This is a genomic window from Achromobacter arsenitoxydans SY8, assembly GCF_000236785.1.
GTDB lineage: Bacteria > Pseudomonadota > Gammaproteobacteria > Burkholderiales > Burkholderiaceae_B > Achromobacter > Achromobacter arsenitoxydans.
This window is the reverse complement of the sequence record NZ_AGUF01000010.1, coordinates 92320-116870: the sequence shown is the minus strand read 5'-3', so window position 1 is coordinate 116870 and position 24551 is coordinate 92320. Positions and strand designations below refer to the sequence as shown.

The 24551-nt window shown below is 65.5% G+C and carries 26 protein-coding genes; 4 read left to right on the top strand and 22 right to left on the bottom strand.

Annotation, left to right across the window (positions count from 1 at the left end):
* From KYC_RS02400 to KYC_RS02330, 15 genes are all read right to left on the bottom strand, one after another.
* Positions 1-601: toxin VasX (locus KYC_RS02400; protein ID WP_202946571.1), on the bottom strand; the 601-nt coding region annotated here is incomplete at its 3' end.
* 508 nt (positions 602-1109) lie between these two features.
* Entirely contained in the window at positions 1110-1664 is a 555-nt protein-coding gene (locus tag KYC_RS02395; protein ID WP_008158466.1) for an SMI1/KNR4 family protein, read from the bottom strand.
* 24 nt (positions 1665-1688) lie between these two features.
* Complete coding sequence (locus KYC_RS02390) at positions 1689-2537, bottom strand: class I SAM-dependent methyltransferase (protein WP_008158463.1); 849 nt, start codon at positions 2535-2537, stop codon at positions 1689-1691.
* A gap of 141 nt (positions 2538-2678) precedes the next feature.
* Entirely contained in the window at positions 2679-2954 is a 276-nt protein-coding gene (locus KYC_RS02385; RefSeq protein WP_008158461.1) for a hypothetical protein, read from the bottom strand.
* Between the two features lie 270 nt (positions 2955-3224).
* Complete coding sequence (locus tag KYC_RS28545; RefSeq protein WP_008158458.1) at positions 3225-4400, bottom strand: CMD domain protein; 1176 nt, start codon at positions 4398-4400, stop codon at positions 3225-3227.
* Between the two features lie 24 nt (positions 4401-4424).
* The gene (locus KYC_RS02375) at positions 4425-5738 is read right to left on the bottom strand and encodes an acyl-CoA thioesterase/bile acid-CoA:amino acid N-acyltransferase family protein (RefSeq protein WP_008158457.1); all 1314 of its coding nucleotides are present in this window, start codon (positions 5736-5738) and stop codon (positions 4425-4427) included.
* A 2-nt stretch (positions 5739-5740) separates the two neighbouring features.
* A complete protein-coding gene (locus tag KYC_RS02370; RefSeq protein ID WP_008158455.1) occupies positions 5741-7312 on the bottom strand; it encodes an ABC transporter substrate-binding protein in 1572 nt (523 codons plus the stop codon).
* Positions 7313-7386: 74 nt separating this feature from the next.
* Positions 7387-8406, bottom strand: coding sequence for an ABC transporter ATP-binding protein (locus KYC_RS02365; protein WP_008158453.1), 1020 nt, complete (start codon positions 8404-8406; stop codon positions 7387-7389).
* Positions 8403-9416, bottom strand: a complete 1014-nt coding sequence (locus KYC_RS02360; RefSeq protein ID WP_008158451.1) for an ABC transporter ATP-binding protein — start codon at positions 9414-9416, stop codon at positions 8403-8405. Before KYC_RS02360 ends, KYC_RS02365 begins: the two co-directional genes overlap by 4 nt.
* Entirely contained in the window at positions 9413-10330 is a 918-nt protein-coding gene (locus KYC_RS02355) for an ABC transporter permease (protein ID WP_008158449.1), read from the bottom strand. The genes KYC_RS02360 and KYC_RS02355 overlap by 4 nt, the downstream gene beginning before the upstream one ends.
* The gene (locus tag KYC_RS02350; RefSeq protein WP_008158447.1) at positions 10327-11301 is read right to left on the bottom strand and encodes an ABC transporter permease; all 975 of its coding nucleotides are present in this window, start codon (positions 11299-11301) and stop codon (positions 10327-10329) included. The genes KYC_RS02355 and KYC_RS02350 overlap by 4 nt, the downstream gene beginning before the upstream one ends.
* Positions 11298-12761: a flavin-containing monooxygenase gene (locus KYC_RS02345; RefSeq protein ID WP_008158445.1), complete on the bottom strand. Its 1464-nt coding sequence runs from the start codon at positions 12759-12761 to the stop codon at positions 11298-11300. The genes KYC_RS02350 and KYC_RS02345 overlap by 4 nt, the downstream gene beginning before the upstream one ends.
* Positions 12758-13735, bottom strand: a complete 978-nt coding sequence (locus tag KYC_RS02340) for a LysR family transcriptional regulator (protein ID WP_008158443.1) — start codon at positions 13733-13735, stop codon at positions 12758-12760. Before KYC_RS02340 ends, KYC_RS02345 begins: the two co-directional genes overlap by 4 nt.
* Before the next feature lie 211 nt (positions 13736-13946).
* The gene (locus KYC_RS02335; RefSeq protein ID WP_238531876.1) at positions 13947-14210 is read right to left on the bottom strand and encodes a hypothetical protein; all 264 of its coding nucleotides are present in this window, start codon (positions 14208-14210) and stop codon (positions 13947-13949) included.
* Positions 14211-14278: 68 nt separating this feature from the next.
* Entirely contained in the window at positions 14279-14572 is a 294-nt protein-coding gene (locus KYC_RS02330; RefSeq protein WP_043517355.1) for a hypothetical protein, read from the bottom strand.
* Between the two features lie 187 nt (positions 14573-14759).
* Here KYC_RS02330 and KYC_RS02325 point away from each other — a divergent pair, with 187 nt between their 5' ends.
* Positions 14760-15023 carry a hypothetical protein gene (locus tag KYC_RS02325; protein WP_008158438.1) on the top strand — a complete coding sequence of 88 codons (264 nt, stop codon included), beginning with the start codon at positions 14760-14762 and terminating at the stop codon, positions 15021-15023.
* A gap of 46 nt (positions 15024-15069) precedes the next feature.
* Here KYC_RS02325 and KYC_RS02320 read toward each other — a convergent pair whose 3' ends face one another.
* Both KYC_RS02320 and KYC_RS02315 read right to left on the bottom strand, forming a co-directional pair.
* Positions 15070-16035 (bottom strand): 2-hydroxyacid dehydrogenase, encoded by a 966-nt coding sequence (locus KYC_RS02320; RefSeq protein ID WP_008158437.1) that lies wholly within the window; start codon positions 16033-16035, stop codon positions 15070-15072.
* Positions 16036-16096: 61 nt separating this feature from the next.
* Positions 16097-17092 (bottom strand): Bug family tripartite tricarboxylate transporter substrate binding protein, encoded by a 996-nt coding sequence (locus KYC_RS02315; RefSeq protein ID WP_008158435.1) that lies wholly within the window; start codon positions 17090-17092, stop codon positions 16097-16099.
* A gap of 175 nt (positions 17093-17267) precedes the next feature.
* Here KYC_RS02315 and KYC_RS02310 point away from each other — a divergent pair, with 175 nt between their 5' ends.
* Positions 17268-18179, top strand: coding sequence for a LysR family transcriptional regulator (locus tag KYC_RS02310; RefSeq protein ID WP_008158434.1), 912 nt, complete (start codon positions 17268-17270; stop codon positions 18177-18179).
* Positions 18180-18191: 12 nt separating this feature from the next.
* Here the strand turns inward: KYC_RS02310 and KYC_RS02305 are convergent, their stop codons facing one another.
* The 5 genes from KYC_RS02305 to KYC_RS02285 all read right to left on the bottom strand — a co-directional run bounded on the left by KYC_RS02305 (position 18192) and on the right by KYC_RS02285 (position 21011).
* Complete coding sequence (locus KYC_RS02305) at positions 18192-18734, bottom strand: DUF4189 domain-containing protein (protein ID WP_167310230.1); 543 nt, start codon at positions 18732-18734, stop codon at positions 18192-18194.
* A 65-nt stretch (positions 18735-18799) separates the two neighbouring features.
* Positions 18800-19438: a hypothetical protein gene (locus tag KYC_RS02300; protein WP_139026489.1), complete on the bottom strand. Its 639-nt coding sequence runs from the start codon at positions 19436-19438 to the stop codon at positions 18800-18802.
* Positions 19439-19450: 12 nt separating this feature from the next.
* Complete coding sequence (locus KYC_RS02295; RefSeq protein WP_008158429.1) at positions 19451-19828, bottom strand: DCC1-like thiol-disulfide oxidoreductase family protein; 378 nt, start codon at positions 19826-19828, stop codon at positions 19451-19453.
* Positions 19829-19997: 169 nt separating this feature from the next.
* On the bottom strand, positions 19998-20207 hold the full coding sequence (locus KYC_RS02290) for a hypothetical protein (RefSeq protein ID WP_050814824.1): 210 nt from the start codon (positions 20205-20207) through the stop codon (positions 19998-20000).
* 177 nt (positions 20208-20384) lie between these two features.
* Positions 20385-21011, bottom strand: coding sequence for a DUF2239 family protein (locus tag KYC_RS02285; RefSeq protein WP_008158426.1), 627 nt, complete (start codon positions 21009-21011; stop codon positions 20385-20387).
* 203 nt (positions 21012-21214) lie between these two features.
* Between KYC_RS02285 and guaB the strand changes: the two genes are divergently transcribed.
* Positions 21215-22675, top strand: a complete 1461-nt coding sequence (gene guaB / locus KYC_RS02280) for an IMP dehydrogenase (RefSeq protein WP_008158424.1) — start codon at positions 21215-21217, stop codon at positions 22673-22675.
* Positions 22676-22775: 100 nt separating this feature from the next.
* Positions 22776-24368, top strand: a complete 1593-nt coding sequence (gene guaA / locus KYC_RS02275) for a glutamine-hydrolyzing GMP synthase (RefSeq protein WP_008158418.1) — start codon at positions 22776-22778, stop codon at positions 24366-24368.
* Positions 24369-24551: the final 183 nt, after the last annotated feature.

The window sequence follows — 24551 nt, the reverse complement described above, 5'->3', positions numbered from 1 at the left end:
GGTTCACCGATCTCATCGTTTGACGGTGGCTCTCTTGGGTGCGGTACTTGTCCCGCACTGCGGACGTGAGAGGAACCGGACTGAAAAGGAAACGCAGATCGTCGATGCCGTCCACATCGAAGATCTTCAACGACCAAGCCAGCCTTGTTGATCCCCCCGCACCGGCCGACGCAGGAGGCTCCCAGGGCTTGTCCGCATCAATGTAAGTGAGCGTGCTGATCTCGGAGACACGGTACTGGCTGTGCCACTCATACGGCTTCTGCTTGCGCTTGATGAGCACATAGAGAAAGCCCTGACGCAACGGCCGCAATGCATAGGACGATTCGCTAAGCATTCCAACCTTGTAGGGGTCGGCTGCATTCACCGGCAGCGGCGGCAGCTGATTGCGGGAAATCTCAGCGCCGCCTACCGCGCCATAGCGCAGGGGCAAAATGATGAAGCTGCGCGTGCAGGTCACCGCGGGGCCCGACTTCAATTCGTTTTCGATCCACCTGCGGTTTTCCGCGCACAGCTCGAAGGTTTCTTTCCAGCTATACATAAGCACTTTCACTCCGTATTCGGCAACCCGTCCATCGAGTCTCCAATCGGAGCGGGCATGCATGGATTCCGTTCGCAATCCTGCCCATGGCTCAATAAAAAGAAAATGAGACCAGTACTAATTTTGCTGCGTTCGCGAGCGCGATCGGGTTGGGGAATTATTGGATCGCCTGCTCTCCGGTGCGCGGAGTTGAAGCCGGTCTGGCTGCTGCTACATGGCAACTCGAGTGGCTAATGACATGACGTCGGTGGATCCCTATAAAGAGATCCTTTTCGGAGCCGCGACTGTTGAACGGTGGAGACAGTGGATACTGGTGAAAAGCAGAAAGCGGTTTTCGAACGGAGAGGCAACGGTGCCTCTACGCTTGGCAGTAAGGGAGAGCGACGCGCCGTGCTGGCTCACAGAGCTTGTGAATCAGCCGGCGACCATCTTCTGGCATCGTTCGATGCCTGAGTTGACTACGATTAAGGCGATAGGAATCTCACGATATTGGGCGGGCTAAGGCCTGTAGTGACCAGCGGCTTACAAGTTATTGATGGCCTGCAGCGGGGGCCGAAATTGCCCATCCGTCCTAATACAACCCCAAAAACTCCTCCGGATCGCCCTCGATCTCGATAATCGAGCCCATTAGCAGCGCCTCAAAACTCGGCGCAACCCAAGTAATCTGGTCCGGGTCATGGGTAAATGCGATTATCTGTCCCGGCGTGCCGAGCTTGCCTGGCGAGTGGTCGGCCATCAGCAGCAGCGTTGCCCCACCGAAGCCGGCGAAGGGCAGCCAGCCTTCATGGAACCAGCCTTCTCTAATGCGCGCATCGGTCGATGCGGGCTCATCGAAGCCGGCATATCTTGGCGCCCGTTTGGCCATATTCGACCGTTGGGTAATCGCCTCTTCCAGCGAAAGAAAATCGTAGCCTGTCAGATAGCCCGGCCGCATGAATACCGGCCCGTCGCTTTCGCAGCCATCGGCGAGGAGCCAAGCCTGCCTGACGTCTGCCGAGATCGGGAAGCCGAGGTGCGTTTCCGCCGCTTCCATCACCGCTTTCGTCGCACCTGGGTTGAGGCTTAGTGCGGACGCATACGCGTCGTAGACGGCGCGGAGCCGGTCCAGGTAGCTGGAGAAATTCATTGTTGAGCGAGGGGCTATTCAGTCTTAAGCAACCTGAGGCAAGAAAAACCGATCCTTCAATTCCTGCAACCCAATCCGCTCCAGCATTTCGGTAAGCCGTTCCGCGGGCTTCCGAGTCGGCAGATTCTTGTACTGCGCAATGATCAGTTCATTCTTCATCGAATGTTCCCATCCGACCAGCTCAGTCACGCTGACCTGATAGCCGTGCGCTTCCAGTTGCAGGCATCGCAATACGTTTGTGATCTGGCTGCCGAATTCGCGAGTATGCAGCGGATGCCGCCAAATTTCGGCCAGCGGATCCGCCAGCGCCTTCGCTTTATTCTTCCGCAACACCGAAGCCACCTCAGCCTGGCAGCAAGGCACGACCACGATGTACTTGGCCTTCTTCTCTAGCGCAAAGTGAATCGCGTCGTCGGTAGCCGTATTGCAGGCATGCAGGGCGGTAACGACGTCAATGGACGCGGGCAGTTTGTCCGAAGTGATGGACTCGGCTACCGACAGGTTCAAGAACGACATTCCGCCAAACCCCAGCCGCTTGGCCAGTTCCTCTGACGATTTCACCAGTTCTTCGCGGGTTTCGATGCCGTAGATGTGGGAGCCGTTTTTCAGCGCTTCGGGCTGTTCCTTGAAGAACAGGTCGTACAGGATGAAGCCCAGATATGACTTGCCCGCGCCGTGGTCGGCCAGGGTGACGGCGCCGCGTTGTTGTTGGACGTCTTTGAGCAGCGGTTCGATGAACTGGAACAGGTGGTAGACCTGCTTGAGCTTGCGGCGGCTGTCCTGGTTCATCTTGCCGTCGCGGGTCAGGATGTGCAGGGCCTTGAGCAGTTCGATCGACTGGCCGGGGCGGATGTCGTGGGTTTTTTCGGACATGGGGAAAGGCATTGCGCCCCGCTCATAGGGGCGGGGCGCAGGGGAAGGCGGAAAGTGGCAGTTTAACCCTTCCCCGAGAAAGGGCAGGCCCGGCGGCGTGTGTCGGACCCGCATGGCGTGGGACCGGATGCGCCTTGGCGATTAGGGCTTGCCGTCGTATTCCTGTTCGCTGCGCACAGCGCCTGGGCATTGCGCGTCTAGCGATGTGCGGTAGGCGATGCAGCCTCGCATGAACTGAGGCCAGGAGGGCACGATGGGTGGTTTGCCTGCTTGCTCGGGTAGCAGGTTCCATAGCTGAGGGTGATGCCAACAGAGGTCGTGGCCGGTGGCGTCGCGATGGGCGCGCACGCCGGTGCGCAGTTTCTTGACTTCGTTGATGAGCTGCTCGCGCGTCATGGCGTCAAGGTCATGGTCCATGGCTGGGCTCCGTGTCTTGTTCGCGAGTGGGCTGCCGCGGTGGGCCGAAGGGGGGAGGCGCGGAGGGCGGCAGAGTGGCTGGCGGCGAGGGGGGCCGCCAAGGCCAGTTTACGGCGATGCTTGCGGTGTCAGGCTCCCAGGACCGTTCTCGCAGTGCGACGACGGTCTTGCAGGGGTGTCTGACACCGGCTTATCTGATTCGGCCGGTGTCAGACACCCGGGGCCACTCTTGGATTGCAGTGGCCCTCTCGTACAGCGGAAAAGTCTGCCTTAGCCCACCGTCGTGAAAACCGGCTCGCCCAGATTCAGCATCAAGCGATTCGCCCAGGCGAAGATCGCATCCGAGTGCAGCAGGTCCAGCACTTCGCCTTCGCTCAAGCCGGCATTCTTCAATGCCTGGATGCTGTTGGCGTTCACGTCGGCCTGGGCTTCGGTGATCTGGATCGAGAACTGCCCGATCGCCAGTTCACGCGCCGTGGTGCCGGCGGTGTAGGGATCTTCAAACACTTGCGCGATCACTTCATTGCGCTTGGCCAGTTGTTCGAAGCGCTGCGCGTGGACCGATGCGCAGTACACGCAACCGTTTACGCGGGACACCACCGTCGAGCCCAGTTCGCGTTCGGCGCGCGACAGGCCGCCCGGGGCGTACATGATGGCGTTGAAGGCCGTCGAACGCTGACGCAGGATTTCCGGTTGGTGGACCAGGAACAGGTAGTAGTCCGAGACTTTGGCCTTGGGGTGGCTTTCTTCCAGGACGGCGACTTGTTCCGGGGTGGCGGTGTCGACGTTGACGACGTCTAGCCATGCCTTCCACTCCAGGACTTCGTTGGTGAAGCCGTGGGCCTTGATGACGTCGCCCGGGGCGGTGGCGGCGGTGTTGGGTTCGAAGGGCGCGGGCGGGACGGCGGCGGCGCGGGGCGCTTCGCCTTCCAGGTCTTTCATCGCGACCAGGCCGGCGACCAGGCGGGTCTGGTACGACAGGAAGGCGATGAGTTGCGACAGGGTGACGACGGCGGGCGTGGAGACGCCGGCGGCGGGCAGGGTCTTCAGGGCGGCTTCGTCGCCTTCGACCGGGTTTTCGATCAGCTTGCGCGTGAATTCCAAAACGGCGGCCAGGCGCGGGGTGGAGGCGTCGGACGGCTTGCCGGATTCGGCGGCGGCGATGTCGGCGGGGGCTGCGTCCGTTTCCGCCAGGCGGGCGCGGTAGTGCGAGGCGAGCAGCGGCGACGGGCTGATGCGGGTGGCGTACAGGGCGACCAGCAGGCGGTCGGCCAGCGACAGGCCGGGCAGGGCCGGGTCGAAGAGGGCGTCGTAGCTGCCTTGCGTGGCGGCGGCGACCTTGTCGCGCTTGTGGCGGACTTCAAAGGTCTGGCTGCCGGGCGCGAGGCCGACGAGCTGGTCTACGACGTCCTTGGTGACGTCGTACACGATGGGTTGTTGTGCCATTGAGGAGTTCTCCTTGTATGTCTTTCAGCTGGCGCTGGAGGCCGAGCCTTTGGCCTTCACTGCCGCATCCAAAAACGTCTTCACGCCTTCCCAGGATTCCTGGTCGGCGCGGGCGTTGTCTTTGGGGTTGCCGCCGCTGGTGCTGATCTTGCCGGACACGGGGTGGGCGTAGACGAGCTGGGTGGTGGGCACGTACGGGAACAGGATGGAGTGGCCGCCGTTTTCGTAGTCCAGCCATTGCACCGGGTACGGGTGTTTCACTTCGGCCAGCTTGTCCTGCACCATCTTCGAGTAAAGACTGGACGGCCACGAACCGTCGTCGGTGGCGGACAGCAGCATGACCGGGCCTTCGATGTCTTCGACGCGGATACGGGCGCGAGCCACGGCTTCCGGGTCTTGCAGCGCGGTCAGAATGGCCTTCTCGTGCCGGTGCGGCGAGGGGCCTTCATCAAACGGGGCCCAGGTGGCCGTGCGGTTGTTTTCCCAGACGTGGGGCAGGGGCTTGCCGCCCAAGAGCCAGGTGGGGCCTTCGCGGCCGATCTTGGGGTCGCAGGCGTTCTGGCCGCTGTGGACCACCGCGCCGGGCACATAGGCCACGACGGCCGACACTTCCTTGGGGAAGGTGGCGCCCAACAGCAGCACCAGTTCGCCGCCGCGCGACTGGCCGCTGATGGCGACGAAGTCGTGCTTGGGCTGGACCTTTTTGCGCAGCCAGCGCAGGCCAGTCTGGAAGTATTCCAGCGGGGTGTTGGAGATGTAGTCGGACAGGCCGGGCGCCTTGAAGTACGCCAGCGCGAAGGCGGCGTAGCCGCGCGAGGCGTACAGGGCCGCGCGCGGTTCGTTGATGCCGCCGCCCGAGCCGTTCAGGATCATGACGGCGGGATGCGAACCGGGTGCGCTGCCGGCCGGCAGGTAGAGCGTGCCGACCAGGCCTTCCTCGCGGACTTCGTGGCGGGTGACGCCGTCAGCCGCCAGGCGCTGCGTGAAGCTGGCCTGCGCTTCGGCGCCCTGGACGCGGGCGACCACGTCGGTGACGAGCGCTTCGGTCACCGGGTGGTTGAAGTGTTCGCGGCTGTTCGAGTCCACGGGGGACTGCGACCAGACCAGGCCCATGGGGGCCAGGCCGGCGTAGTCGCCCGAGACGGGCGCGTCGCGGGTCAGGTCGACGACGCCGTCCTCGCCCGCCGTGTAGGCGGCCTGGCTTTGCCAGAGCACGCCGTTGCGGCGCGTGCGGGCGGTGATCTCGACGGTCGCGCCCGGCGCGGCGTGTTCGACGCGAATCAGGCGCGGAACGTCGATCAGCGCGTCCGCGGGGGTGATGGTCAGGGTCGGCGTCATGCTTACTTGTCCGAGACCTTGGTGACCATCATGGCGGCAGTGCGGTCGCTGGTCATGGGGGTGACCTTCAGGCCCTTCTTGGTGGCCCAGATGTTCTTGTAGTGGAACAGCGGGATGATGCCGACGTCGTCGGACACGATCTTGACGGAGTCGCGCAGGACGGCTTCACGCTTGGCCACGTCGAATTCGGACGTGGATTTTTCCAGGGCGGCGTCGACCTTGGGGTTGGTGTAGTGGCCCCAGTTGGAGGCACCCAGGCCCTTCTTGGCGTCGACGGTGGCCAGGATGTTGACCAGCGCGTAGCTGGCTTCGCCCGTGCCGTTGCCCCACGCCAGCATGCTGACGGCGAATTCGTTCTTGTTGGCGCGGCCCGAGTACACGGCCCACGGCACGACTTCCACCTGGGTCTTGACGCCGACGCGGGTCCAGAACTGCGCGACCGCCTGGGCCGTTTCCGGGCCTTGCGGGTAGCGGTCGTTGGGGACGTGCATGGTCAGCTTGAAGCCGTCGGGGAAGCCCGCTTCGGCCAGCAGCTTCTTGGCTTGCGCGACGTCGTTGGGGATGTCCTTGACGTCGGGGTTGTAGCCGAAGGTGCCCTTGGGCATCCACTGGTTGGCTTCGGTGGCGGCGCCTTGCAGGATGCGGTCGGCGATGGCCTTGCGGTTGATGGCCAGGTTCAGGGCCTGGCGCACGCGCACGTCCAGCAGCGGGTTCTTGTCCAGCGGCTTGCCGTTGTTGTCGGTGATGTACTGGTTGGGCGCGGGGTTGAAGCTGGGCTGCAGCAGCATGACGCGCAGACCGTCGTACGGGTAGACCGAGATGTTGGAGGCCTTCTGCAGCTTGGCCAGGTCGGACACCGAGACCTTGTCGATCACGTCGACGTCGCCGGCCAGCAGGGCGGCGGTGCGGGCGGCGGCGTTGTTGATGTAGCGGTAGTTGACCTTTTCCCAGATCTGCTTGTCGCCCCAGTAGGCGTCGTTGCGTTCCATCAGGACGCGGTCGCCGGGGGTGTAGGACACGAACTTGTAGGGGCCCGTGCCGATCATGGCCTTGCCCGAGTTGTAGTCTTCGGTCGAGGACTTTTCGCCGACGTGCTTGCTGACGACGTGGATGGACGCCAGGTTCAGGGGCAGGTCGGGGTTGGGAGCCTTGGTCTTGATGATGAGCGTCAGCGGGTCCTTGGCGGTCATCGTGTCGATGGTGCGCAGGTAGCCGGCGTAGGTGGCGACGCTGCCCGGCACGCCGCGGGCGCGGGTGTAGGAGTAGATCAGGTCGTCGGCGGTGAACGGCGTGCCGTCCTGCCACTTTACGCCTTCACGCAGCTTGAATTCCCAGGTGGTGTCGTCCAGGGGCTTCCAGCTCACGGCCAGGCCGGGCTGCAGCTTGTTCCACTTGTTCTCGATCAGCAGGTCCCAGAAGTGCAGGGCCACCGAGCGGTCGCCGGCGTGGTTGTTCAGCTGCGGGTCCAGGGACGACAGCGGGTCGGCGAAGCCGATCGACAGGTTGTCGGCGGAAGCGGCCGCGGCGGCGCCCAGGATGGCGGCGGTCAGGGTCGAGAGAATCAGGCGTTTCATATCCGGGGTCCTTGGGTAGAGGGGGAACGGAGTTAATCCAGCGGCCGCGGCGGTTGGGCCGCGGCCAGTGATCGTCAGGCCATGTCGTTCAGGTGACAGGCGCTCAGGTGGTTGATGGCGATTCCCTTCAGGGTGGGAACCTCGGTCTTGCAGCGCGGCATCGCATGCGGACATCGCGGATGGAAATGGCAGCCGGAGGGCGGGTTGAGCGGGCTGGGAATCTCGCCCTTGATCGCGGTGAAGGTCTTGTGGCGCGATTTCAGGGTGGGGATCTCGGCCAGCAGCGCCTGCGTGTAGGGGTGATTGGGGCGCTGGAAGACTTCTTCCACGGTCGCCGTTTCCACCACGCGGCCCAGGTACATGATGACGACGCGGTCGGACAGGTGTTCGACCACGCCCAGGTCATGGCTGATGAAGAGGTATGTCAGGTTCAGTTCTTCGCGCAGGTCCATGAAGAGGTTCAGGATCTGCGCCTGGATCGACACGTCCAGCGCGGCCACGGCCTCGTCGCAGACCAGCATGGACGGCTGCACGGCCAGGGCGCGGGCGATGCCGATGCGCTGGCGCTGGCCGCCGCTGAACTGGTGGGGGTAGCGCTGGCGCAGGGCCGGGTCCAGGCCGGCGCGTTCGAGCTGGGCGCTGACGTAGTCGTCGAAGTCGCCGTTGCCGACCAGGCCGTGGATGCGGGCCGCTTCTCCGACGATCTCGTCCACGCGCAGGCGCGGGTTGAGGCTGGCGTAGGGGTCCTGGAAGATCATTTGCACTTTCAGGCGCGCGGCGTGGGCCTGGGCGGCGTTCATGTCGCCCGGACGCACGCCGTTGATACGGACTTCGCCGCCCGAGGGCGTGAGCAGGCCCGCGGCGATGCGGCCCAGCGTGGACTTGCCGCAGCCGGATTCGCCGACCAGGCCGACGACTTCGCCGGGGTTCACGATCAGGTCCACGTGGTCCACGGCGCGCGTGATAGCGGGCGGCTTGGACAAGCCTAGCGACTGCATGGCGCGGCCGGCGGCGCCGATCTTGCGTTCGCCGAAGCGCTTGCTGACCTGGCGCAGGTCGATCAGCGGGGTGGGTGCGTTGGCGGCGGCGTTCATGCCGCCACCTGGCTGTGGATCTGGATGGAAGGATGGAAGCAGCGCACTTTGTGTTCGGGTAAGGCTTCGGTGATGCCGGGTTGCTGGCCGCAGGCGGCGGTGGCGCGCGCGCAGCGCGCCGCGAACGCACAGCCGGCCGGCAGGTGCAGCAGGTTGGGCGTCATGCCGGGAATCTGGCGCAGGCGCTGGCCGCGGGCATTGTTGCTGGGCAGGCTGTCGATCAGGCCCACCGTGTACGGATGCTGCGGGCGGTCCAGCACGTCGTCGACCTTGCCGTGTTCGACGATGCGGCCGGCGTACATGACGGCCACGTCGTCGGCCAGGCCGGCGACCACCGACAGGTCGTGCGTGATCCAGATCAGGCTGGTGCCGTGCTGTTGGGCCAGCTTCTGCACTTCGGACAGGATCTGGGCCTGGATGGTGACGTCCAGCGCGGTGGTGGGCTCGTCGGCGATGATCAGGTCGGGGCGGTGCAGCATGGCGATGGCGATGGCCACGCGCTGGCGCATGCCGCCGGACAGCTGGTGCGGATAGGCCAGCAGGCGCTCTTCGGGGCTGGGGATGCCCATCATGCCCAGGGTGTCGCGCGCCAGGATGCGGGCTTGAGCCTTGCTCATGCCGTTGTGGGCGCGCACCGTCTCGATCATCTGCACATCCACCCGCAGCACGGGGTTCAGCGTCATCATCGGATCCTGGAAGATCATGGCGATGCGGTTGCCCTGCAGGCGGCGCAGTTCGCGCGGGGCGAGCTTGGTCAGGTCGCGGCCCTGGAACAGGACCTGGCCGCCGGCGATGCGGCCAGGCGCGTCGACCAGGCCCATGATGGAAAAGCCCGTAACGGACTTGCCCGAGCCGGACTCGCCGACCAGACCCAGGATCTTGCCGCGTTCCAGCGTGAAAGAAACGTCGTCCACGGCGGGCAGCACGCCCGCGCGGGTGTGGAACTGCGTGCGCAGGTTGCGCACTTCTAGCGTGGCCGGCGCGCCAGCCGAGGCGGAGCGGTCGGTCATTTGTGGGTCCTCGGGTTCAGCACGTCGCGCAGGCGGTCGCCCACCAGGTTGATCGCCACGATGGTGATGAGCAGCGCGATGCCGGGGTAGAAGCTGATCCAGTATTCGCCGGACAGCATGTATTGGAAGCCGTTGGAGATCAGCAGGCCCAGCGACGGCTCGGTCACGGGCACGCCCAGGCCCAGGAAGCTCAGCGTGGCTTCCAGCGTGATGGCGCGCGCAATCTGCAGCGTGCCGATGACGATCAGCGGCGGCAGGCAGTTGGGCAGGATGTGCTTGAGCATGATCCGCCAGTTGGGAATGTCCAGGCAGCGGGCGGCTTCGACGTATTCGCGGCGGCGTTCGACCAGGGCCTGGCCGCGCGCGGTGCGGGCGTAGTAGGCCCATTCCAGGATCACCAGCGTCAGCACCACGTTGCCCACGCCCTTGCCCAGGTAGGCCAGGATCATCATGGCCACCAGGATCGACGGGAACGACAGGATCAGGTCCACCAGGCGCATGATGAAGGCGTCGACCTTGCCGCCGGCATAGGCGGCCAGCAGGCCCAGCAACGTGCCGATGACGCCGGCGATCAGCGCCGACCCCACGCCCACCATCAGGCTGATGCGCAAGCCGTACAGGATGCCCGACAGCAGGTCGCGGCCCTGGCCGTCGGTGCCCAGCCAGTAGTGGAAGGTGTCCAGGCCGTTCATGCTGCCCGGCGGCAGGCGCGAGTCCAGCACGTCGATCTGCAGCAGGTCATAGGGGTTCTGCGGCGAGATCCACGGCGCCAGCACGGCGGCCAGGATCAGCAGCGTGGCCACGACCAGGCCCAGTACGGCCGTCTTGGAAGACAGGAACTCGGCCAGGTTGCGGCGCCACGGCGACTCGCGGCGCAGGACGGGCGCCTGCGCGGTATTGGATACGGAACTCATGCCGTGGCCTCCAGCCGCACCCGGGGGTCCAGCACTTTGTACAGAATGTCGACGATCAGGTTCAGCGTCACGAACAGGAACACGACCACGATCAGGTAGGCCACGATCACGGGGCGGTCCAGCGCGTTCAGGCTGTCCAGGATCAGCTTGCCGGCGCCGGGCCAGGCGAAGATGCTCTCGGTGATGACGGCGAAGGCGATGGTCGAGCCCAGTTCCAGGCCCAGCACCGTCACCAGCGGGATCATGGTGTTGCGCAGCACGTGCACGCAGACCACGCGGAAGGGCGACAGGCCCTTGGCCCGCGCGAACTTCACGAAGTCCAGCGGCATCACGTCGCGCACGCCGGCGCGGGTTAGGCGAATCACCAGCGAGATCTTGAAGAGCGACAGGTTCAGCGCCGGCAGGATCAGGTGGCGCCAGCCGTCGGCCGTCAGCCACGACCACTGGAAGCCCAGGAATTCCACCGTCTGGCCGCGGCCGCTGGCTGGCAGCCAGCCCAGCGACACGCTGAACGTCATGATCAGCATCAGTGCTACCCAGAAGGTGGGCAGCGAGAAGCCGACGATGCTGCCCGCCATGATCATCTTGGAGAAGCGGCTGTCGGGATACAGCCCGGCGATCAGGCCCAGCGGCAAGCCGATGATGACGGCGAAGGTCAGGGCGGTGATGGCCAGTTCAAGCGTGGCCGGCAGGCGCTGGATCACCAGCTCCACGGCGGGGATGTTGTAGACGAAGCTGTTGCCCAGGTTGCCGTGCAGGGCGCCGTTCAGGAAGGCCAAGTACTGTTGCCACAGGGGTTTGTCCAGGCCGAGTTCGGCGATGATGCGGGCGCGGTCCACCTGGTCCACGTCCTGGCCGATCAGGATGTCCACGGGGTTGCCGATGGCGTGCAGTCCCACGAAGACGATCAGCGTCATCAGGAACACGACCACGGCGGCCTGCGCCACGCGGCGTAGCAGCCATGCGGTCATTGCGCGGTCTCCGCCTGCGGGGCCGGAGCCGGGGTCCATTCGTCGCCGAACACTTCGGGTTCGGCAAAGGCTTCCATGTTGGCGTAATGCGTCTGGACGTCTTCGCGGTAGAAGAGGCCGGCGATGCCTTGCGCCAGGCGCTTGGCGCCTTCGCTGATGGCGGGGATGTCGCCCGAGATCGTGCCCTGCGTCAGCGCGGCGGGGTACGAGAAGCAGTGCACGCGGTCCAGGCCCGGGCAGGCGCCGGGGACCTTTTCCTGCAGTTCGAACACCGCGCCCAGGTCGGGCGAGTCATGCAGTTCCTGGTCTTCCTGGCCGGCGGCCGGCGTGTAGCGGTCGCCCCAGGCGCGCACGTGGGGCGCCAGCGGCGCGAATTCCGGACGCACGGTCCAGTCGATGCGGAAACCCGTGGAGAAGATCAGGAAGTCCAGCACGAACACGCCCTTGGGCGTGGTGACGTGAATGTCGTCGCCGACCAGCGCCAGGTCCAGCACGCCACAGCCCAGGTTGAAGAAGGCGTTCGGATGGCGAGACACGCGCAGCGTGCTGCCGCGCGGCGGCGGCACCTGCGCGGCGTTGATGTAGTGGCGGATCTTCCACTTCCATTCGTCGGGCAGGGTCAGGTGGCCGTGGGTCAGGCCGGGATTGCCGGCGCCCTTGCCCTTGTTGATGCGGGGGATGTCGTTGCGGCGGATCAGCAGGTCGACGCTGGCGGCGCCGGCTTCCAGCGCGGTTGCGGCGCTGTCCATGGCGGATGCGCCCGCGCCGACCACGCCGACGCGCTTGCCGGCCAGCGTGTTGTAGTCCAGCACGTCGGACGAATGCGCCCAGCGGTCGCGCGGCAGCTTCTTCGCAAAATCAGGCACATAGGCGCCGCCCAGGCCGTCGCGGCCGGTGGCCAGCACCACGCGGCGGGCCAGCACGGTGTTGCGGCCGGCGGGCGATTCGATGTCCAGCTGCACCAGCTGGTCGGCGCGCGGCTGCACGGACAGGATGCGGTGTTCGTTGCGCACGTCCAGGTCCAGCACGCGGCGGTACCAGCGCAGGTAATCCATCCATTGCAGGCGCGGGATCTTATCCAGCGCTTCCCAGGCCTCGGACCCGAACTGCGCCTCGAACCAGGCGCGGAAGGTCAGCGCCGGCAGGCCGAGCGCGGGGCCCGTCAACTGCTTGGGCGAGCGCAGCGTTTCCATGCGGGCCGTGGTGGCCCAGGGGCCTTCATAGCCTTCGGGCGCCTGATCAAAGATCGGCGCCTCGATGCCCAGGTGTTTCAACGAAGCCGCGGCCGCCAGGCCCGCCATGCCGCCGCCGATGATGGCCACGTCCAGCACCTGCCGGCCATCGACCAGCCGGGGCGTCACCCAGTTCTTGGCGGGGATTTCCAGCCAGGACAGGTCTTGCCGCAGGCGCGCTTCCAGGGCGGCCAGGCCTTGCGGCGGGGTGGCTAAGTGCTGATTCATATTGCGGGGGTTTCCATAACAGGGGCGTCATCGCCGTAGATCGACTGCAATAGCGCCGAATGCTCGCAGGCGTCGTGCAGCGCGAAGGTCGGCAGCAGGGCTGCGGCAGCTTCGGCCAGCGCGTCCGCCATGGCCTGGCAGGCCGGCGTCAGCGTTTGCGACTGCGGGGTGATGACCCCAAAAAAGAAGGGGATGTCCAGGTCGATGGGCCGGATCGCCACGCCAGCCATCGGCGCGCCGTAGGCCGTGATGGGTTCCAGCACCGACACGCCCAGGCCGGCGCGGACCGCGGCCAGGGCGTTGATGGACGAATTGGTTTCCAGCGTGCCCAGCGTCTGGCCGTTGGCCGCCAGCGCGGCGTCCAGGCGGCGGCGCAACCGGTAGGGGTTGGCCATGGTGATGAGGCGGCGTCCGGCCAGGGCCGACACCGGCACCACGGCTTGTTGCGCCACCGGATCGTCTTCGGGCAGGGCGACCACACAGGGGGCCTGTCCGATCCAATGCACCGTCAGGCCGCGATGCTCCAGCGGCAGGCTGGTCGCGCCCAGTTGCGCGGCGCCGGACAGCACCGCATGCACCACGCGTTCCGGCGATGCGCTGCGCAGCTGTACGCGCGCAGCGCCGATGCGGTCTTCGATCCGTTTGAGGGCGTCCGGCACCAGGCCGGCGGCGAGCGCGGAGGTGGCGGCCATCAGCAGCGGCTGGGCCTGGCCGCGGGCGATCTCGTCGGCGCGGCCGCGGATCTGCTGCAGGCTGGTCAGCGCGCGTTCAACGTCGTCATACAGCAAAAAGCCCTGTTCGGTGGGCGTCACGCGGGGGCCGCTGCGCGCGAACAGGGGATAGCCGATCTCGGCCTCCAGTTCCTGCAGCAACCGGCTGATCGCGGGCTGCGAGCGTCCAAGCAGCCGTCCGGCAGCGGTGACGCTGCCCGTGGACATGACGGCCGCAAAGGCCTCGAGTTGACGAAGTTCCATTGGTATTGATTTATGCCAAGGACGAATTCTGGCTGTCGAAGTATGCGCTTTGCAAATAATTAAAGCGCATAAGCAAATTCCCTAATGGGGTTTTCCTTAGGGAAATTCATAACTTCGAGTTATTTCAAGCGCTTAGATCAAGGGCGCTTATGCGGCGCGTGGCAAGCCAGTCGGGATCAGCGAATGGATCCGGTCGGCAAATTCGGCTTTCCTATTTGGACGCCAGCAACGCCCGCCCTTTTGCCGTCAGCACGATGACGGCTTCTCCGCGCACGCTGCTGTCCTTGTGCGTCATGTCGATCAGTCCGTTGGCGGTGGCGTCTTCCCACGCCGAAAGCCGCGGGCAGTTGGTCCGCCACGCTTCCATGGTTTCGGCATAGGTGCGCGGCCGCGCCGCGATCCACAGCAGGAATTGCACCAGGTTGCCCATCTGGGACGAGCCGGCCTCTATTTCTATATTGGGCATATCAGGCATGGGACGCCTCCGATTGCGGGCCAGGGCTGCGTCTTGACGATACTCCCGGATGCGCCCAGGTTCCAGCGCTAGCGGGGCGCCATGCCCTTGCGCAGCTTGTCGGGTGTTTCCATCAGCGACGCGGTCATGTCGTCGCGTTCCTGCACGCAGGGTTCGGCGTGCAGGTCTTGCATGAACTGGTCGTAGAGTTCACCGGTGATGCCGGCCGGACGCTTGAAGTCGCCAGAGAGCTGGTAGGCGCGCAGCAGCACGGACCGCAGCCGCTTGACCTCCCAGAGCAGGGAAATCACATCGGCGTTCCAGGGCTGGCGTTCCCGGATGATGCGCAGGTCGGCGTGGGAGAGGGGAGTTTTGAACGGCATGGCGGAAAACACTGTTTATTCATACAGTATATTCCGTTAAGTCCGGCGCGGGAGCATCAGTAGTTTCGCCAAGTCGCCCGCCGCTCCCGGCTAAAAGTAACGCCAAACTACTTAATGTGAGAATTGTTGAGCTTCAAACGCGGCTTCCTCCGTAACATGTGCGAAAGCAAAATGAAAGGGAGGAGGCATGACGCTATGCGAAGACTGCGCGGCTATCGTTCCGAATCAGGCCGGCGCGCCAGGGCACGCCAACCTGATCAGCCTGGGAGAGGTGCGCGCCCTGCATTTGGCCCGCCGCCGCGCGACGCATGAAGTCTTTACGTGCGCTGAATGCGGCGCGAATTGGGATTACCTGCGGGACAAGCGCGACCCAACTGCGGGATGGACGCGCTGCGACCGCAGCACCCCGGCGGCTGCGCCATCCACGGACAAGGGCGAGCGGGCGGCCTGACGGCGCCCCTGCGCAAGATCGCGCAGCCCGGCATCAGCGGCGCAGGTCACACCACGCGGGTGCGCACCTGCCCCTGGCTGAACCAGCCGTCCAGGTTCTCGCGCACCAGATCCGCCATGGCCCGACGCGTTTCGTGAGTGCCGCTGGCGATGTGCGGCAGCATCACCACGTTTTCCATGTCATTCAGTTCGGGGGGCGTGGCGGGCTCGTGTTCGAACACGTCCAGGCCCGCGCCGGCAATGCGCTTGTGCTGCAAGGCCGCGACCAGCGCCGTTTCGTCCACGACCGTGCCGCGCGCGATATTGATCAGCCAGCCGTCGGGACCCAGCGCGTCCAACACCTGCGCATTCACCATGTGCCGCGTGGCGCTGCCGCCCGGCACGGCCAGCACCAGGTAATCGCATTGCCGGGCCAGGTCCACGATGTCCGGGCAATAGCGGTAATCCGCCGGCGCGTCGGGGCGGGGCTTGCGGTTGGTGTACAGGATGTCCATGTCGAACGCCTGGGCGCGCCGGGCGATCTGCAGGCCGATGTTGCCCAGGCCGACGATGCCGCAGCGCTTGCCGCTCATGCGTGTGCCCAGGCCGAATCCTTCGCCGGGCCAGCGGCCCGCGCGCACGAAGCGGTCGGCTTCGGCGATTCGGCGGGACACGGCAAGCATCAGCGCCAGCGCGGTGTCGGCCACGCAGGCGTCCAGCACGCCCGGCGTGTTGGTGACCACGACATTGCGCGCCTTGGCGGCGGCCACGTCGATGGTGTCGTACCCCACGCCAAAACTGAAGATGCCTTCCAGGGCGGGCAGGGCATTGATCAATTCCTTGTCCGCGCCGAAGCGGCCGCTGGTGGCGATGCCGCGGATGGCGGCGCCGTGTTCGCGCAGCAGCGCCGCCGGGTCCTGGGCCTCCCACAGGCGGTGGACGCGATAGCGCGATTCCAGGTCGGCCACCAGTTCGGGCAGCAGGGGGCCGACCATCAGCAGGTCGGCGGCGGTAGCGGGTAGGGATGCAGTCATGGATACGGCTTATCTAATAAGAAAAGAAGGAATGGCCCGCGAAGGCGGGCCAAGACTGAGGTCAGTTGGTCTGGATGTTGCGCGACTTGATTATCTGCCCATAGCGTTCGCGTTCGCTGGCGGCCAGATCCTGCAGTTCTTTCGGCGTGGAGCCATGCGCCACCGCGCCCTGCGATTCCAGCTTGGCCTTGACGGCGGGGTCGGCCGCGACCGCGCGGATCGCCTCCGACAGTTTGTCGATCACGGCCTGCGGCGTGCCCGCGGGGGCCAGGACGGCCGTCCACGACCCGCTCTGCGCGTTTTTCACACCGGCTTCATCAATGGTGGGCACGTCCGGCATGGCGGGCGAGCGCGTGGCGCCCGTGACCGCCAGCGCGCGCAGCTTGCCGGCCGTGACGTAGGGCATGGTTTCCAGCACCGACGCGAACAGCATGTCGACGCGGCCCGCCATCAGGTCGGTCATGGCGGGGCCGCCGCCCTTGTAGGGCACATGCACCAGATCCACGCCGGTGGCCTGCTGGAAGATCTCGCCGGACAGGTGCGGCGCGCCGCCGGTGCCCGAGCTGGCAAACGTATGCTTGCCGGGCTGGGACTTGGTCAGCGTGACCAGTTCCGCGACGTTCTTGGCGGGCAGGCTGGCCGGGACCACCAGGACGAACGGCAGGTCCGAGAACAGGGAGACGGGCGCAAAGGCCTTGACCGGGTCCGAATGCAGCTTGTAGATCCACGGGTTGATGGCCAGCATGCCGGAGTTGGCGAACAGCAGCGTATAGCCGTCGGGTTGGGAGCGCGCCACCAGGTCGGCCGCGATCTGCCCGCCCGCACCGGGCCGGTTGTCCACCACCACCGACGACGAGAATTTTTCGCCCAAGGCCGCGGCCAGCAGGCGCGCCGAGATGTCGGTGCCTCCGCCTGGCGAGAAGGGGACGATGAGATTGATCGGGCGTTCCGGATATCCCGCGGCGCTGGCGGCGCCTGGCAAGGCCGCGGAGGCGGTCAGGGCCAGCGCCGCGGCGATGAGCCGGACGCGGATCCGGGCGGTTTTCTTTGTCTCCATGGATGTTCTCTTTTTGGCGTTGAAAGCGGCGCTAGCCGCGAAAAAAGGTGCTGCGGGCAAATCTCCTGATGCGCGGTCCGGCCAGTTTCCGGCCTTTGATCCGAGTATAGGGAGGCCTGTCCATGGATAGCCGTTCGAGCTATAAATAGCATTGATCAATTCAAGGATTGAATGGATGGAATTCCGCCAGCTTGAATGTTTCATCGCAGTGGCCGAAGAACTGCATTTCGGCCGCGCCGCGGAACGCCTGTGCATGACGCAGCCGCCGCTGTCGCGCCAGATTCAGCTGTTGGAACAGGACCTGGGCGTGATCCTGTTCGAGCGCAACAGCCGGCAGGTGCTGCTGAGCGCCGCGGGCCGGCGCTTCCTGCGCGATGCGCGGCACCTGCTCGAATTTTCGGCGCAGGCCGCCGCCACCGCGCGCCGCACATCGGGGGGCGAAGCCGGGCACATCACGCTGGGATTCACCGCCGTGGCCGCATACCGTCTGATGCCGTCGATGATCATGCAGGCGCGCAAATTGCTCGGGGGCGTCGAGATCCAGCTGCGCGAAACCGTGACCACCGACCTGAGCCGCCTGCTGCTGGCGCGCGAACTGGACGCCATCCTGGCGCGCAGCGTGCCCCAGCAGGCCGGCATCGAGTCGCGCCTGGTCGAGCGGGAACCGCTGGTGCTGGCGCTGCCAGCCGGATCGCCATTGTGCGAACACGCCACGGTGCCCCTGCGCTTGCTGCAAGGGCAGCCGTTCGTGCTGTATTCGCCCAGGGAAGGCAAGTACTTCTACGACCGCATCGTGGGCGCCTTCGGCCTGGCGGATGTGCAGCCGCAGTACGTGCAGCGCGCCGGCCAGACGCATACGCTGCTGGCCCTGGTGCGCGCCGGCCTGGGCGTGGGCATCGTGCCGGACTCGGCGCGCGAGTTGCGTTTTGACGGGGTGGAATTCCGGCCGATCGGCCAGCGCAATCTTTACGCGGACATGTATCTGGCCTGGCATGCGCAACATGACAATCCGGCGCTGGATGCGTTCCTGCAGCGCGTGGCGAAGGTGCGAGAGCCCGGCATTCCCGTGTCCGGCAAGCGGGCGTGAAGACCCGGCGGCCTATTGGCGGCGTGCCGCCGCCCGCGGGACCGCGCCGGCGTGCAGGTTTTTGCTCTTCTGGTCTTCGTCCTTTTGCGCCTGGGTCGAGCACGCGCTGATCAGCAGCTTGCAGGACGAACCGGTCTTCTCCTTGCATAGCCGCAGGCTGACATCCCGGGTTTGCCGCAAGTCCCAGCCTTCCTTGCCTGTCGCCACGAAATGGTGCGGGCCATTCCCGGCCACCGCAATGCACCGGTTCTTGAAGCTGCTGTAGGTCTTGCACGTGGCGTCCGGCTCGCTTTCCCGGCAGGCGGCAAGCGCGCTGCGGCGCGCATCCGATTCCGAGCCGTACAGAATCGACGCGTAATAGCGGTAGTTCGAGGACACGATCAGGGCGCCGTGCAAATCCCGCGGCTGCGCGGGCGATTCGGAGGCGGCGGGGGCCAGGTCGGGCCGGATCGGGCGCGGCGTGTCGGCGTAGGCGGCCGCGCCCGCAAGCAGCAACAGCCATGCCGGCAGGCCCGGAATCCGGCGGGGCAACGGCACGAAATCGCGTGTGGTCATGCGCTTGGCCTGCATGTCGGTCCCCCTGCGTTCAGGACGACAGTAGCGCGGCCGCGCCCGCCCCGCTAGTGCTCGTTCGGCTTACCCGCTGCGGCCGCGTCGTCGCCCGCCTGCAAATCGGCCGGCGCCGTAGCCGGGGCGTTTGTGCCCGCTTGCGCCTTTTTGCCATACAGCAGCCGGGCGCAGACCATCGCGGCGATGGCGCCGGGCAGGGCGCCCATGTACAGGGGAAACACCGTCGACGACCAAGTCAGGTCGCGCCCGCCGAACGTCAGCAGGAAGGCAAAGGCATAGACCGCGCCGACGACGCCCATGCGCGCCACCGCCAACCTGGACGGCGCGACCGGTTTGAGGGCGCCGGCGGTCATCCCGCAAAACAGGGCCGGCACGATGCCAAAGATGTAAGACCAGGGCAGCCCGAAGATGGCGAGCATCAGGCTGTCCGCGCTCCAGCTGGCGATCGCCATGCTCACGGCAATGACAAGAATGGCCACGGGCGGCCCCGCGAACGCGAAGATGGCGGCCCCGGCGAGCAGGTCGCGGCCGATGGCGCGGGCAGAGTCGCCGTCCCTGCGCTGCATGCGCCGATAGACAACAGCACCCAACATAAGCGCCAACAGCAAGGCGCCAGCGATGTAGATCATCAGGTCAATTCCAGATTGAAGGAAAACAGGCGCATGACCGGCCCATGCCGCGCGCTCCAAGCGAGCCGCGCATCAGGGCATTTTCTTTTTGCCCAGCAGCGTCAGCGTCAGATTGCGGCCGGTGCGCATGAACGGGTACAGCGCCTCGGACAGGCAGGCGCTGCTGAAGATGGCGGCGTTCACGCGGTTGAACAGACCGTTGCCGGTGCTGAGCAGGGCCAGCCGATGGATGCAGTCCGCGCCCCAGTAATCCCGTCCGTCCAGGTGCAGCAGCATGCCCTGGTTCAGGTCATAGCCCTGCGCCTTGTGCCGGGCGGCCAGGTCGGGATGGTCGCGCATGTTCAGCATGGCAATGGGGCCGGCCGCCTTGCGCAAGCGCATCATCCGCACGTAGTTCGAGCAGAAGGGGCAATCGCCGTCGTAGAGTAGGTAGTTTTCGTCGGACTGCATCACGGGGATCCGTCGGTAGTTTCAGGAACATACCTCATAAATCCGGTTTGACGGTCCGCGCGGGCGTTTCAGGCATCCGCGTCCGCCCGCGGGTTCAAGGTCGAAACCGGTCGAACCCGAAGGGAATCGTGGGCGGACTGCGCGCGGGAAGCGCGTGGAAAACGGGCCGTCAGCCGCCCCGGTGCCCGTGATAGCGCGGCGCGGCCACGCTGCGGGTGTTCTCCTTGTGCTGCGAGCCCACCAGCGCCTTGCGCCGGGCCTCTTCGTGCTGATGATCGGATTTCGCGCGCTCTTTGTCCGCATGCGGCGGCGCATGCGTGTCGGGCGTGGAGGCGGGCGCCGCATGGCGAGGGTCGGTGCGGGGAGTGTTGGGCGTCATGATGCGTACCTGCGAAGGCAACGCGGCATATGCCGCGTTTTTCACGTTACGCCCGGTCCCGACGATTCTCCAGGGATCAATTGGGATCAAATGCAACAGCTAGCGCGCTCATTGGCGCCATGTCTGCGCCATACGGAACCCGCCGCAAGCAGGCGCGCTCGCGGCGGGCCAGCCGGCTCACGCGGCGTCGGACTGTCCCGCCGCACCCCACGCCAGGCTCATCGCGTACCCGCGCACGTCCTGCGGCCACTGCGCGACCTGCCGCGCGTAGCCTTCGCGGTCGTCGGCGTAGAGGGCGCGCGTCGCTTCCTCGAAACCCGGCAGGTTGCCCGCCATGCTGGACATGAAGCGGTAGGCGGCTTCCTGGCGCTGGCGCCGCGCATCCTGCGCCTCGTTGTCGCGCCGCGCCTGTTCCACCAGCTTACGCAGCGCCACCGACGCGCCGCCAGGCTGCGCGGCCAGCCAGTCCCAGTGGCGCGGCAGCAGGGTCACTTCGCGCGGCACCACGCCCAGTTTCGGCCGGCCGCGGCCGCGGGGGGCGGCGGCCGGTTCGGTGTCCTTGTCCTGGTCGACGGAATCGGGGGTGTCCGCCGGCGCGTGGCGCGCGATGATCTGCGCCTCGTTGCCGCTCAGGTCCAGGTCCACCTGCTTGCCGGAGGCATCCTGGAACACAATAATCGTGTCGTCCCCACGCGCCGCCATGGCGTGCTTGACCGCCAGCGCAACGTCGGCCAGCGGGCCCGCCGCCAGAATGCGGTTGCCTTCAAAGGCGGTGTGGGGATCGGTTGGAAGGGCGGAGGTCATGATGGCTCCTTTTTATATCCGGGTAATTTTCACGAATGGATTATTATCCAGGTAAAAATCTCTGTCAATATGATCCGGGTAAAATTATTTCGGGTCCGAGGCCGACGATGTGGAGACGATAAATATCCGTCTTAAACCTAGGGTGAACACCTAGTCAAAACATGCTGACGGCGTATAATCTTGCTTTGCGCCCGGAGTTACCCATGCGTCTCGTTCAAAAAGCGCTCACCTTCGACGATGTGTTGTTGGTGCCTGCGTATTCCGAGGTGTTGCCGCGCGACACCTCCCTGGCCACGCGCCTGACTCGCAACATCAGCCTGAATATCCCCCTCGTGTCCGCCGCCATGGACACCGTCACCGAATCGCGTCTGGCCATCGCCATGGCGCAGGAAGGCGGCATCGGGATCATCCACAAGAATCTTTCCGCCGACGCCCAAGCGCGTGAAGTGGCTCGCGTCAAGCGCCACGAATTCGGCATCGTGATCGATCCGGTCACCGTCACCCCCCAGATGAAAGTGCGCGACGCCATTGCGTTGCAGCGCCAGCATGGCATCTCGGGCCTGCCGGTCGTCGAAGGCCGCAAGCTGGTTGGCATCGTCACCAACCGCGACCTGCGCTTCGAAGAGAACCTGGACCAGCCCCTGCGCAACATCATGACGCCGCAGGAACGCCTGGTCACCATGAAGGAAGGCGCCACGCTCGATGAAGCGCAGGCCCTGATGCACAAGCACCGCCTGGAGCGCGTGCTGATCGTGAACGACGGCTTTGAACTGCGTGGCCTGGCCACCGTCAAGGACATCGTTAAGAACACCGAACACCCGATGGCCAGCAAGGACGCCCAAGGCCAGCTGCGCGTTGGCGCGGCGGTGGGCGTGGGCGGCAACACCGAAGAGCGCGTGGAAAAGCTGGTCGCCGCAGGCGTCGACGTCCTGATCGTCGACACCGCGCACGGCCATTCCAAGGGCGTGCTGGAAGGCGTGCGCTGGGTCAAGCAGAACTACCCCAAGGTTGAAGTCATCGGCGGCAACATCGCCACCGCCGCCGCCGCGCGCGCGCTGGTTGAATACGGCGCAGACGGCGTGAAGGTCGGCATCGGCCCCGGCTCCATCTGCACCACGCGCATCGTGGCTGGCGTGGGCGTGCCGCAAATTCATGCCATCTCGGAAGTCGCCAAGGCGCTGGAAGGCACGGGCGTTCCGCTCATCGCCGACGGCGGCATCCGCTACTCGGGCGACGTCGCCAAGGCGCTGGCCGCCGGCGCGTTCGCGTGCATGATGGGCGGCATGTTCGCCGGCACCGAAGAAGCACCCGGCGAAGTCGTGCTGTTCCAAGGCCGGTCGTACAAGTCGTACCGTGGCATGGGCAGCCTGGGCGCCATGACGGAAGGCTCGGCCGACCGCTACTTCCAGGACCCGGCCAACAACGCCGACAAGCTGGTCCCCGAAGGCATCGAAGGCCGCGTCCCCTACAAGGGCAGCGTGCTGGCCATCATTTACCAACTGGTCGGCGGCATCCGCGCCTCCATGGGCTACTGCGGCGCCGCCACCATCGACGACATGCGCACCAAGACCGAATTCGTGGAAATCACCTCCGCGGGCGTACGCGAGTCCCACGTGCACGACGTGCAGATCACCAAGGAAGCGCCCAACTACCGCGCCGACTGATCCGCACAGTCAACTACAATGTCATGCATCACGCACCGGCAGAACCGCAACGATCAGCGGGTCTGCCGGTGCGGTTTTATTTACAACGGGTAGAGTCTCCATGCACCAGCGCATTCTTATCCTTGACTACGGTTCGCAAGTCACGCAGCTGATCGCCCGCCGCGTCCGCGAGGCCGGCGTCTATTCCGAAGTCCACCCTGGCGACGTCGACGACGCCTTCGTGCGCGAACAGATGGCGCAAGGCCTGAAGGGCATCATCCTGTCCGGCAGCCACGCCTCGGCCTACGAAGAAGGCTCCATGCGCGTCCCGCACGCCGTGTTCGAGCTGGGCGTGCCCGTGCTGGGCATCTGCTACGGCATGCAGTCCATGGCGCAACAGCTGGGCGGCGTGGTCAGCTTCTCCGACCACCGCGAATTCGGCTACGCCGAGGTCCGCGCCCACGGCCACACCAAGCTGCTGGAAGGCCTGGAAGACTTCAGCACGCCCGAAGGCCACGGCATGCTCAAGGTCTGGATGAGCCACGGCGACAAGGTCACCGAACTGCCCCCGGGCTTCAAGCTGATGGCGTCCACGCCGTCCTGCCCCATCGCCGGCATGGCCGACGAAGACCGCCGCTTCTACGCCGTCCAGTTCCACCCCGAAGTCACGCACACCGTCCAGGGCAAGGCCATGCTGGCCCGCTTCGTGAACGAAATCTGCGAATGCACGGGCGACTGGAACATGCCCGACTACGTCTCTGAAGCCGTCGCCCGCATCCGCGAGCAGGTCGGCACCGACGAAGTCATCCTGGGCCTGTCCGGCGGCGTCGATTCCTCGGTGGCTGCCGCGCTGATCCACAAGGCCATCGGCGACCAGCTCACCTGCGTCTTCGTCGACCACGGCCTGCTGCGCCTGGACGAAGGCAAGCAAGTCATGCAGACCTTCGCCGAAAACATGGGCGTGAAGATCATTCACGTCGACGCTACCGCGCAATTCATGGGCAAGCTGGCCGGCGTCGCCGACCCCGAAGCCAAGCGCAAGATCATTGGCCGCGAATTCGTCGAAGTGTTCCAGGAACAGGCCGGCAAGCAGCAAAGCGCCAAATGGCTGGCCCAGGGCACCATCTACCCCGACGTCATCGAATCCGCCGGCGCCAAGACGGGCAAGGCCACGTCCATCAAGTCGCACCACAACGTGGGCGGCCTGCCGGACACGCTGAACCTGCAACTGCTTGAACCCCTGCGCGAACTCTTCAAGGACGAAGTCCGCGAACTGGGCGTCGCCCTGGGCCTGCCGCCGCAGATGGTCTACCGCCACCCGTTCCCCGGCCCCGGCCTGGGCGTGCGCATCCTGGGCGAAGTGAAGCATGAATATGCCGAACTGCTGCGCCGCGCCGACGCGATCTTCATCGAAGAACTGCGCAACACCAAGGACGAGGCCAGCGGCCTGACCTGGTACGAGCTGACCTCGCAGGCGTTCGCCGTATTCCTGCCGGTGAAGTCGGTCGGCGTGATGGGCGACGGTCGCACCTATGAATACGTCGTGGCGCTGCGCGCCGTGCAGACGTTCGACTTCATGACCGCCGACTGGGCGCCGCTGCCGCATCCGTTGCTGGCTCGGGTGTCGTCGCGGATTATTAATGAGGTCCGCGGGATCAACCGGGTGGTTTACGACGTGTCGAGCAAGCCGCCGGCGACGATTGAGTGGGAGTGAAATCAGGTTCTTCGGGGACTATCGCAGGCTATCGAAAATCTAACGTAACGTGTTGATTTAAAAAAGATACGTCACGAAGACTATCGGTGGCTATCGTTGGCTAGCAGAACAGGTTGGCGGTGGAATTGGCGGTAAGAACCGAGGGCCGGATTAAGACCGTCCCGTTCACTATCCAGACCTAAA

Excerpts from the sequence above, each read along its gene's own strand:
- guaB (WP_008158424.1), top strand. The coding sequence starts at position 21,215 with ATGCGTCTCGTTCAAAAAGCGCTCACCTTCGACGATGTGTTGTTGGTG.
- KYC_RS02395 (WP_008158466.1), bottom strand. The coding sequence starts at position 1,664 with ATGAATTTCTCCAGCTACCTGGACCGGCTCCGCGCCGTCTACGACGCG.
- KYC_RS02295 (WP_008158429.1), bottom strand. The coding sequence starts at position 19,828 with ATGCAGTCCGACGAAAACTACCTACTCTACGACGGCGATTGCCCCTTC.
- KYC_RS02360 (WP_008158451.1), bottom strand. The coding sequence starts at position 9,416 with ATGACCGACCGCTCCGCCTCGGCTGGCGCGCCGGCCACGCTAGAAGTG.
- KYC_RS02325 (WP_008158438.1), top strand. The coding sequence starts at position 14,760 with ATGACGCTATGCGAAGACTGCGCGGCTATCGTTCCGAATCAGGCCGGC.
- KYC_RS02340 (WP_008158443.1), bottom strand. The coding sequence starts at position 13,735 with ATGGAACTTCGTCAACTCGAGGCCTTTGCGGCCGTCATGTCCACGGGC.
- KYC_RS02285 (WP_008158426.1), bottom strand. The coding sequence starts at position 21,011 with ATGACCTCCGCCCTTCCAACCGATCCCCACACCGCCTTTGAAGGCAAC.
- guaA (WP_008158418.1), top strand. The coding sequence starts at position 22,776 with ATGCACCAGCGCATTCTTATCCTTGACTACGGTTCGCAAGTCACGCAG.
- KYC_RS02305 (WP_167310230.1), bottom strand. The coding sequence starts at position 18,734 with ATGACCACACGCGATTTCGTGCCGTTGCCCCGCCGGATTCCGGGCCTG.
- KYC_RS28545 (WP_008158458.1), bottom strand. The coding sequence starts at position 4,400 with ATGGCACAACAACCCATCGTGTACGACGTCACCAAGGACGTCGTAGAC.
- KYC_RS02290 (WP_050814824.1), bottom strand. The coding sequence starts at position 20,207 with ATGACGCCCAACACTCCCCGCACCGACCCTCGCCATGCGGCGCCCGCC.
- KYC_RS02350 (WP_008158447.1), bottom strand. The coding sequence starts at position 11,301 with ATGACCGCATGGCTGCTACGCCGCGTGGCGCAGGCCGCCGTGGTCGTG.
- KYC_RS02345 (WP_008158445.1), bottom strand. The coding sequence starts at position 12,761 with ATGAATCAGCACTTAGCCACCCCGCCGCAAGGCCTGGCCGCCCTGGAA.
- KYC_RS02365 (WP_008158453.1), bottom strand. The coding sequence starts at position 8,406 with ATGAACGCCGCCGCCAACGCACCCACCCCGCTGATCGACCTGCGCCAG.
- KYC_RS02335 (WP_238531876.1), bottom strand. The coding sequence starts at position 14,210 with ATGCCTGATATGCCCAATATAGAAATAGAGGCCGGCTCGTCCCAGATG.
- KYC_RS02370 (WP_008158455.1), bottom strand. The coding sequence starts at position 7,312 with ATGAAACGCCTGATTCTCTCGACCCTGACCGCCGCCATCCTGGGCGCC.
- KYC_RS02385 (WP_008158461.1), bottom strand. The coding sequence starts at position 2,954 with ATGGACCATGACCTTGACGCCATGACGCGCGAGCAGCTCATCAACGAA.
- KYC_RS02390 (WP_008158463.1), bottom strand. The coding sequence starts at position 2,537 with ATGTCCGAAAAAACCCACGACATCCGCCCCGGCCAGTCGATCGAACTG.
- KYC_RS02330 (WP_043517355.1), bottom strand. The coding sequence starts at position 14,572 with ATGCCGTTCAAAACTCCCCTCTCCCACGCCGACCTGCGCATCATCCGG.
- KYC_RS02355 (WP_008158449.1), bottom strand. The coding sequence starts at position 10,330 with ATGAGTTCCGTATCCAATACCGCGCAGGCGCCCGTCCTGCGCCGCGAG.
- KYC_RS02315 (WP_008158435.1), bottom strand. The coding sequence starts at position 17,092 with ATGGAGACAAAGAAAACCGCCCGGATCCGCGTCCGGCTCATCGCCGCG.
- KYC_RS02320 (WP_008158437.1), bottom strand. The coding sequence starts at position 16,035 with ATGACTGCATCCCTACCCGCTACCGCCGCCGACCTGCTGATGGTCGGC.
- KYC_RS02310 (WP_008158434.1), top strand. The coding sequence starts at position 17,268 with ATGGAATTCCGCCAGCTTGAATGTTTCATCGCAGTGGCCGAAGAACTG.
- KYC_RS02375 (WP_008158457.1), bottom strand. The coding sequence starts at position 5,738 with ATGACGCCGACCCTGACCATCACCCCCGCGGACGCGCTGATCGACGTT.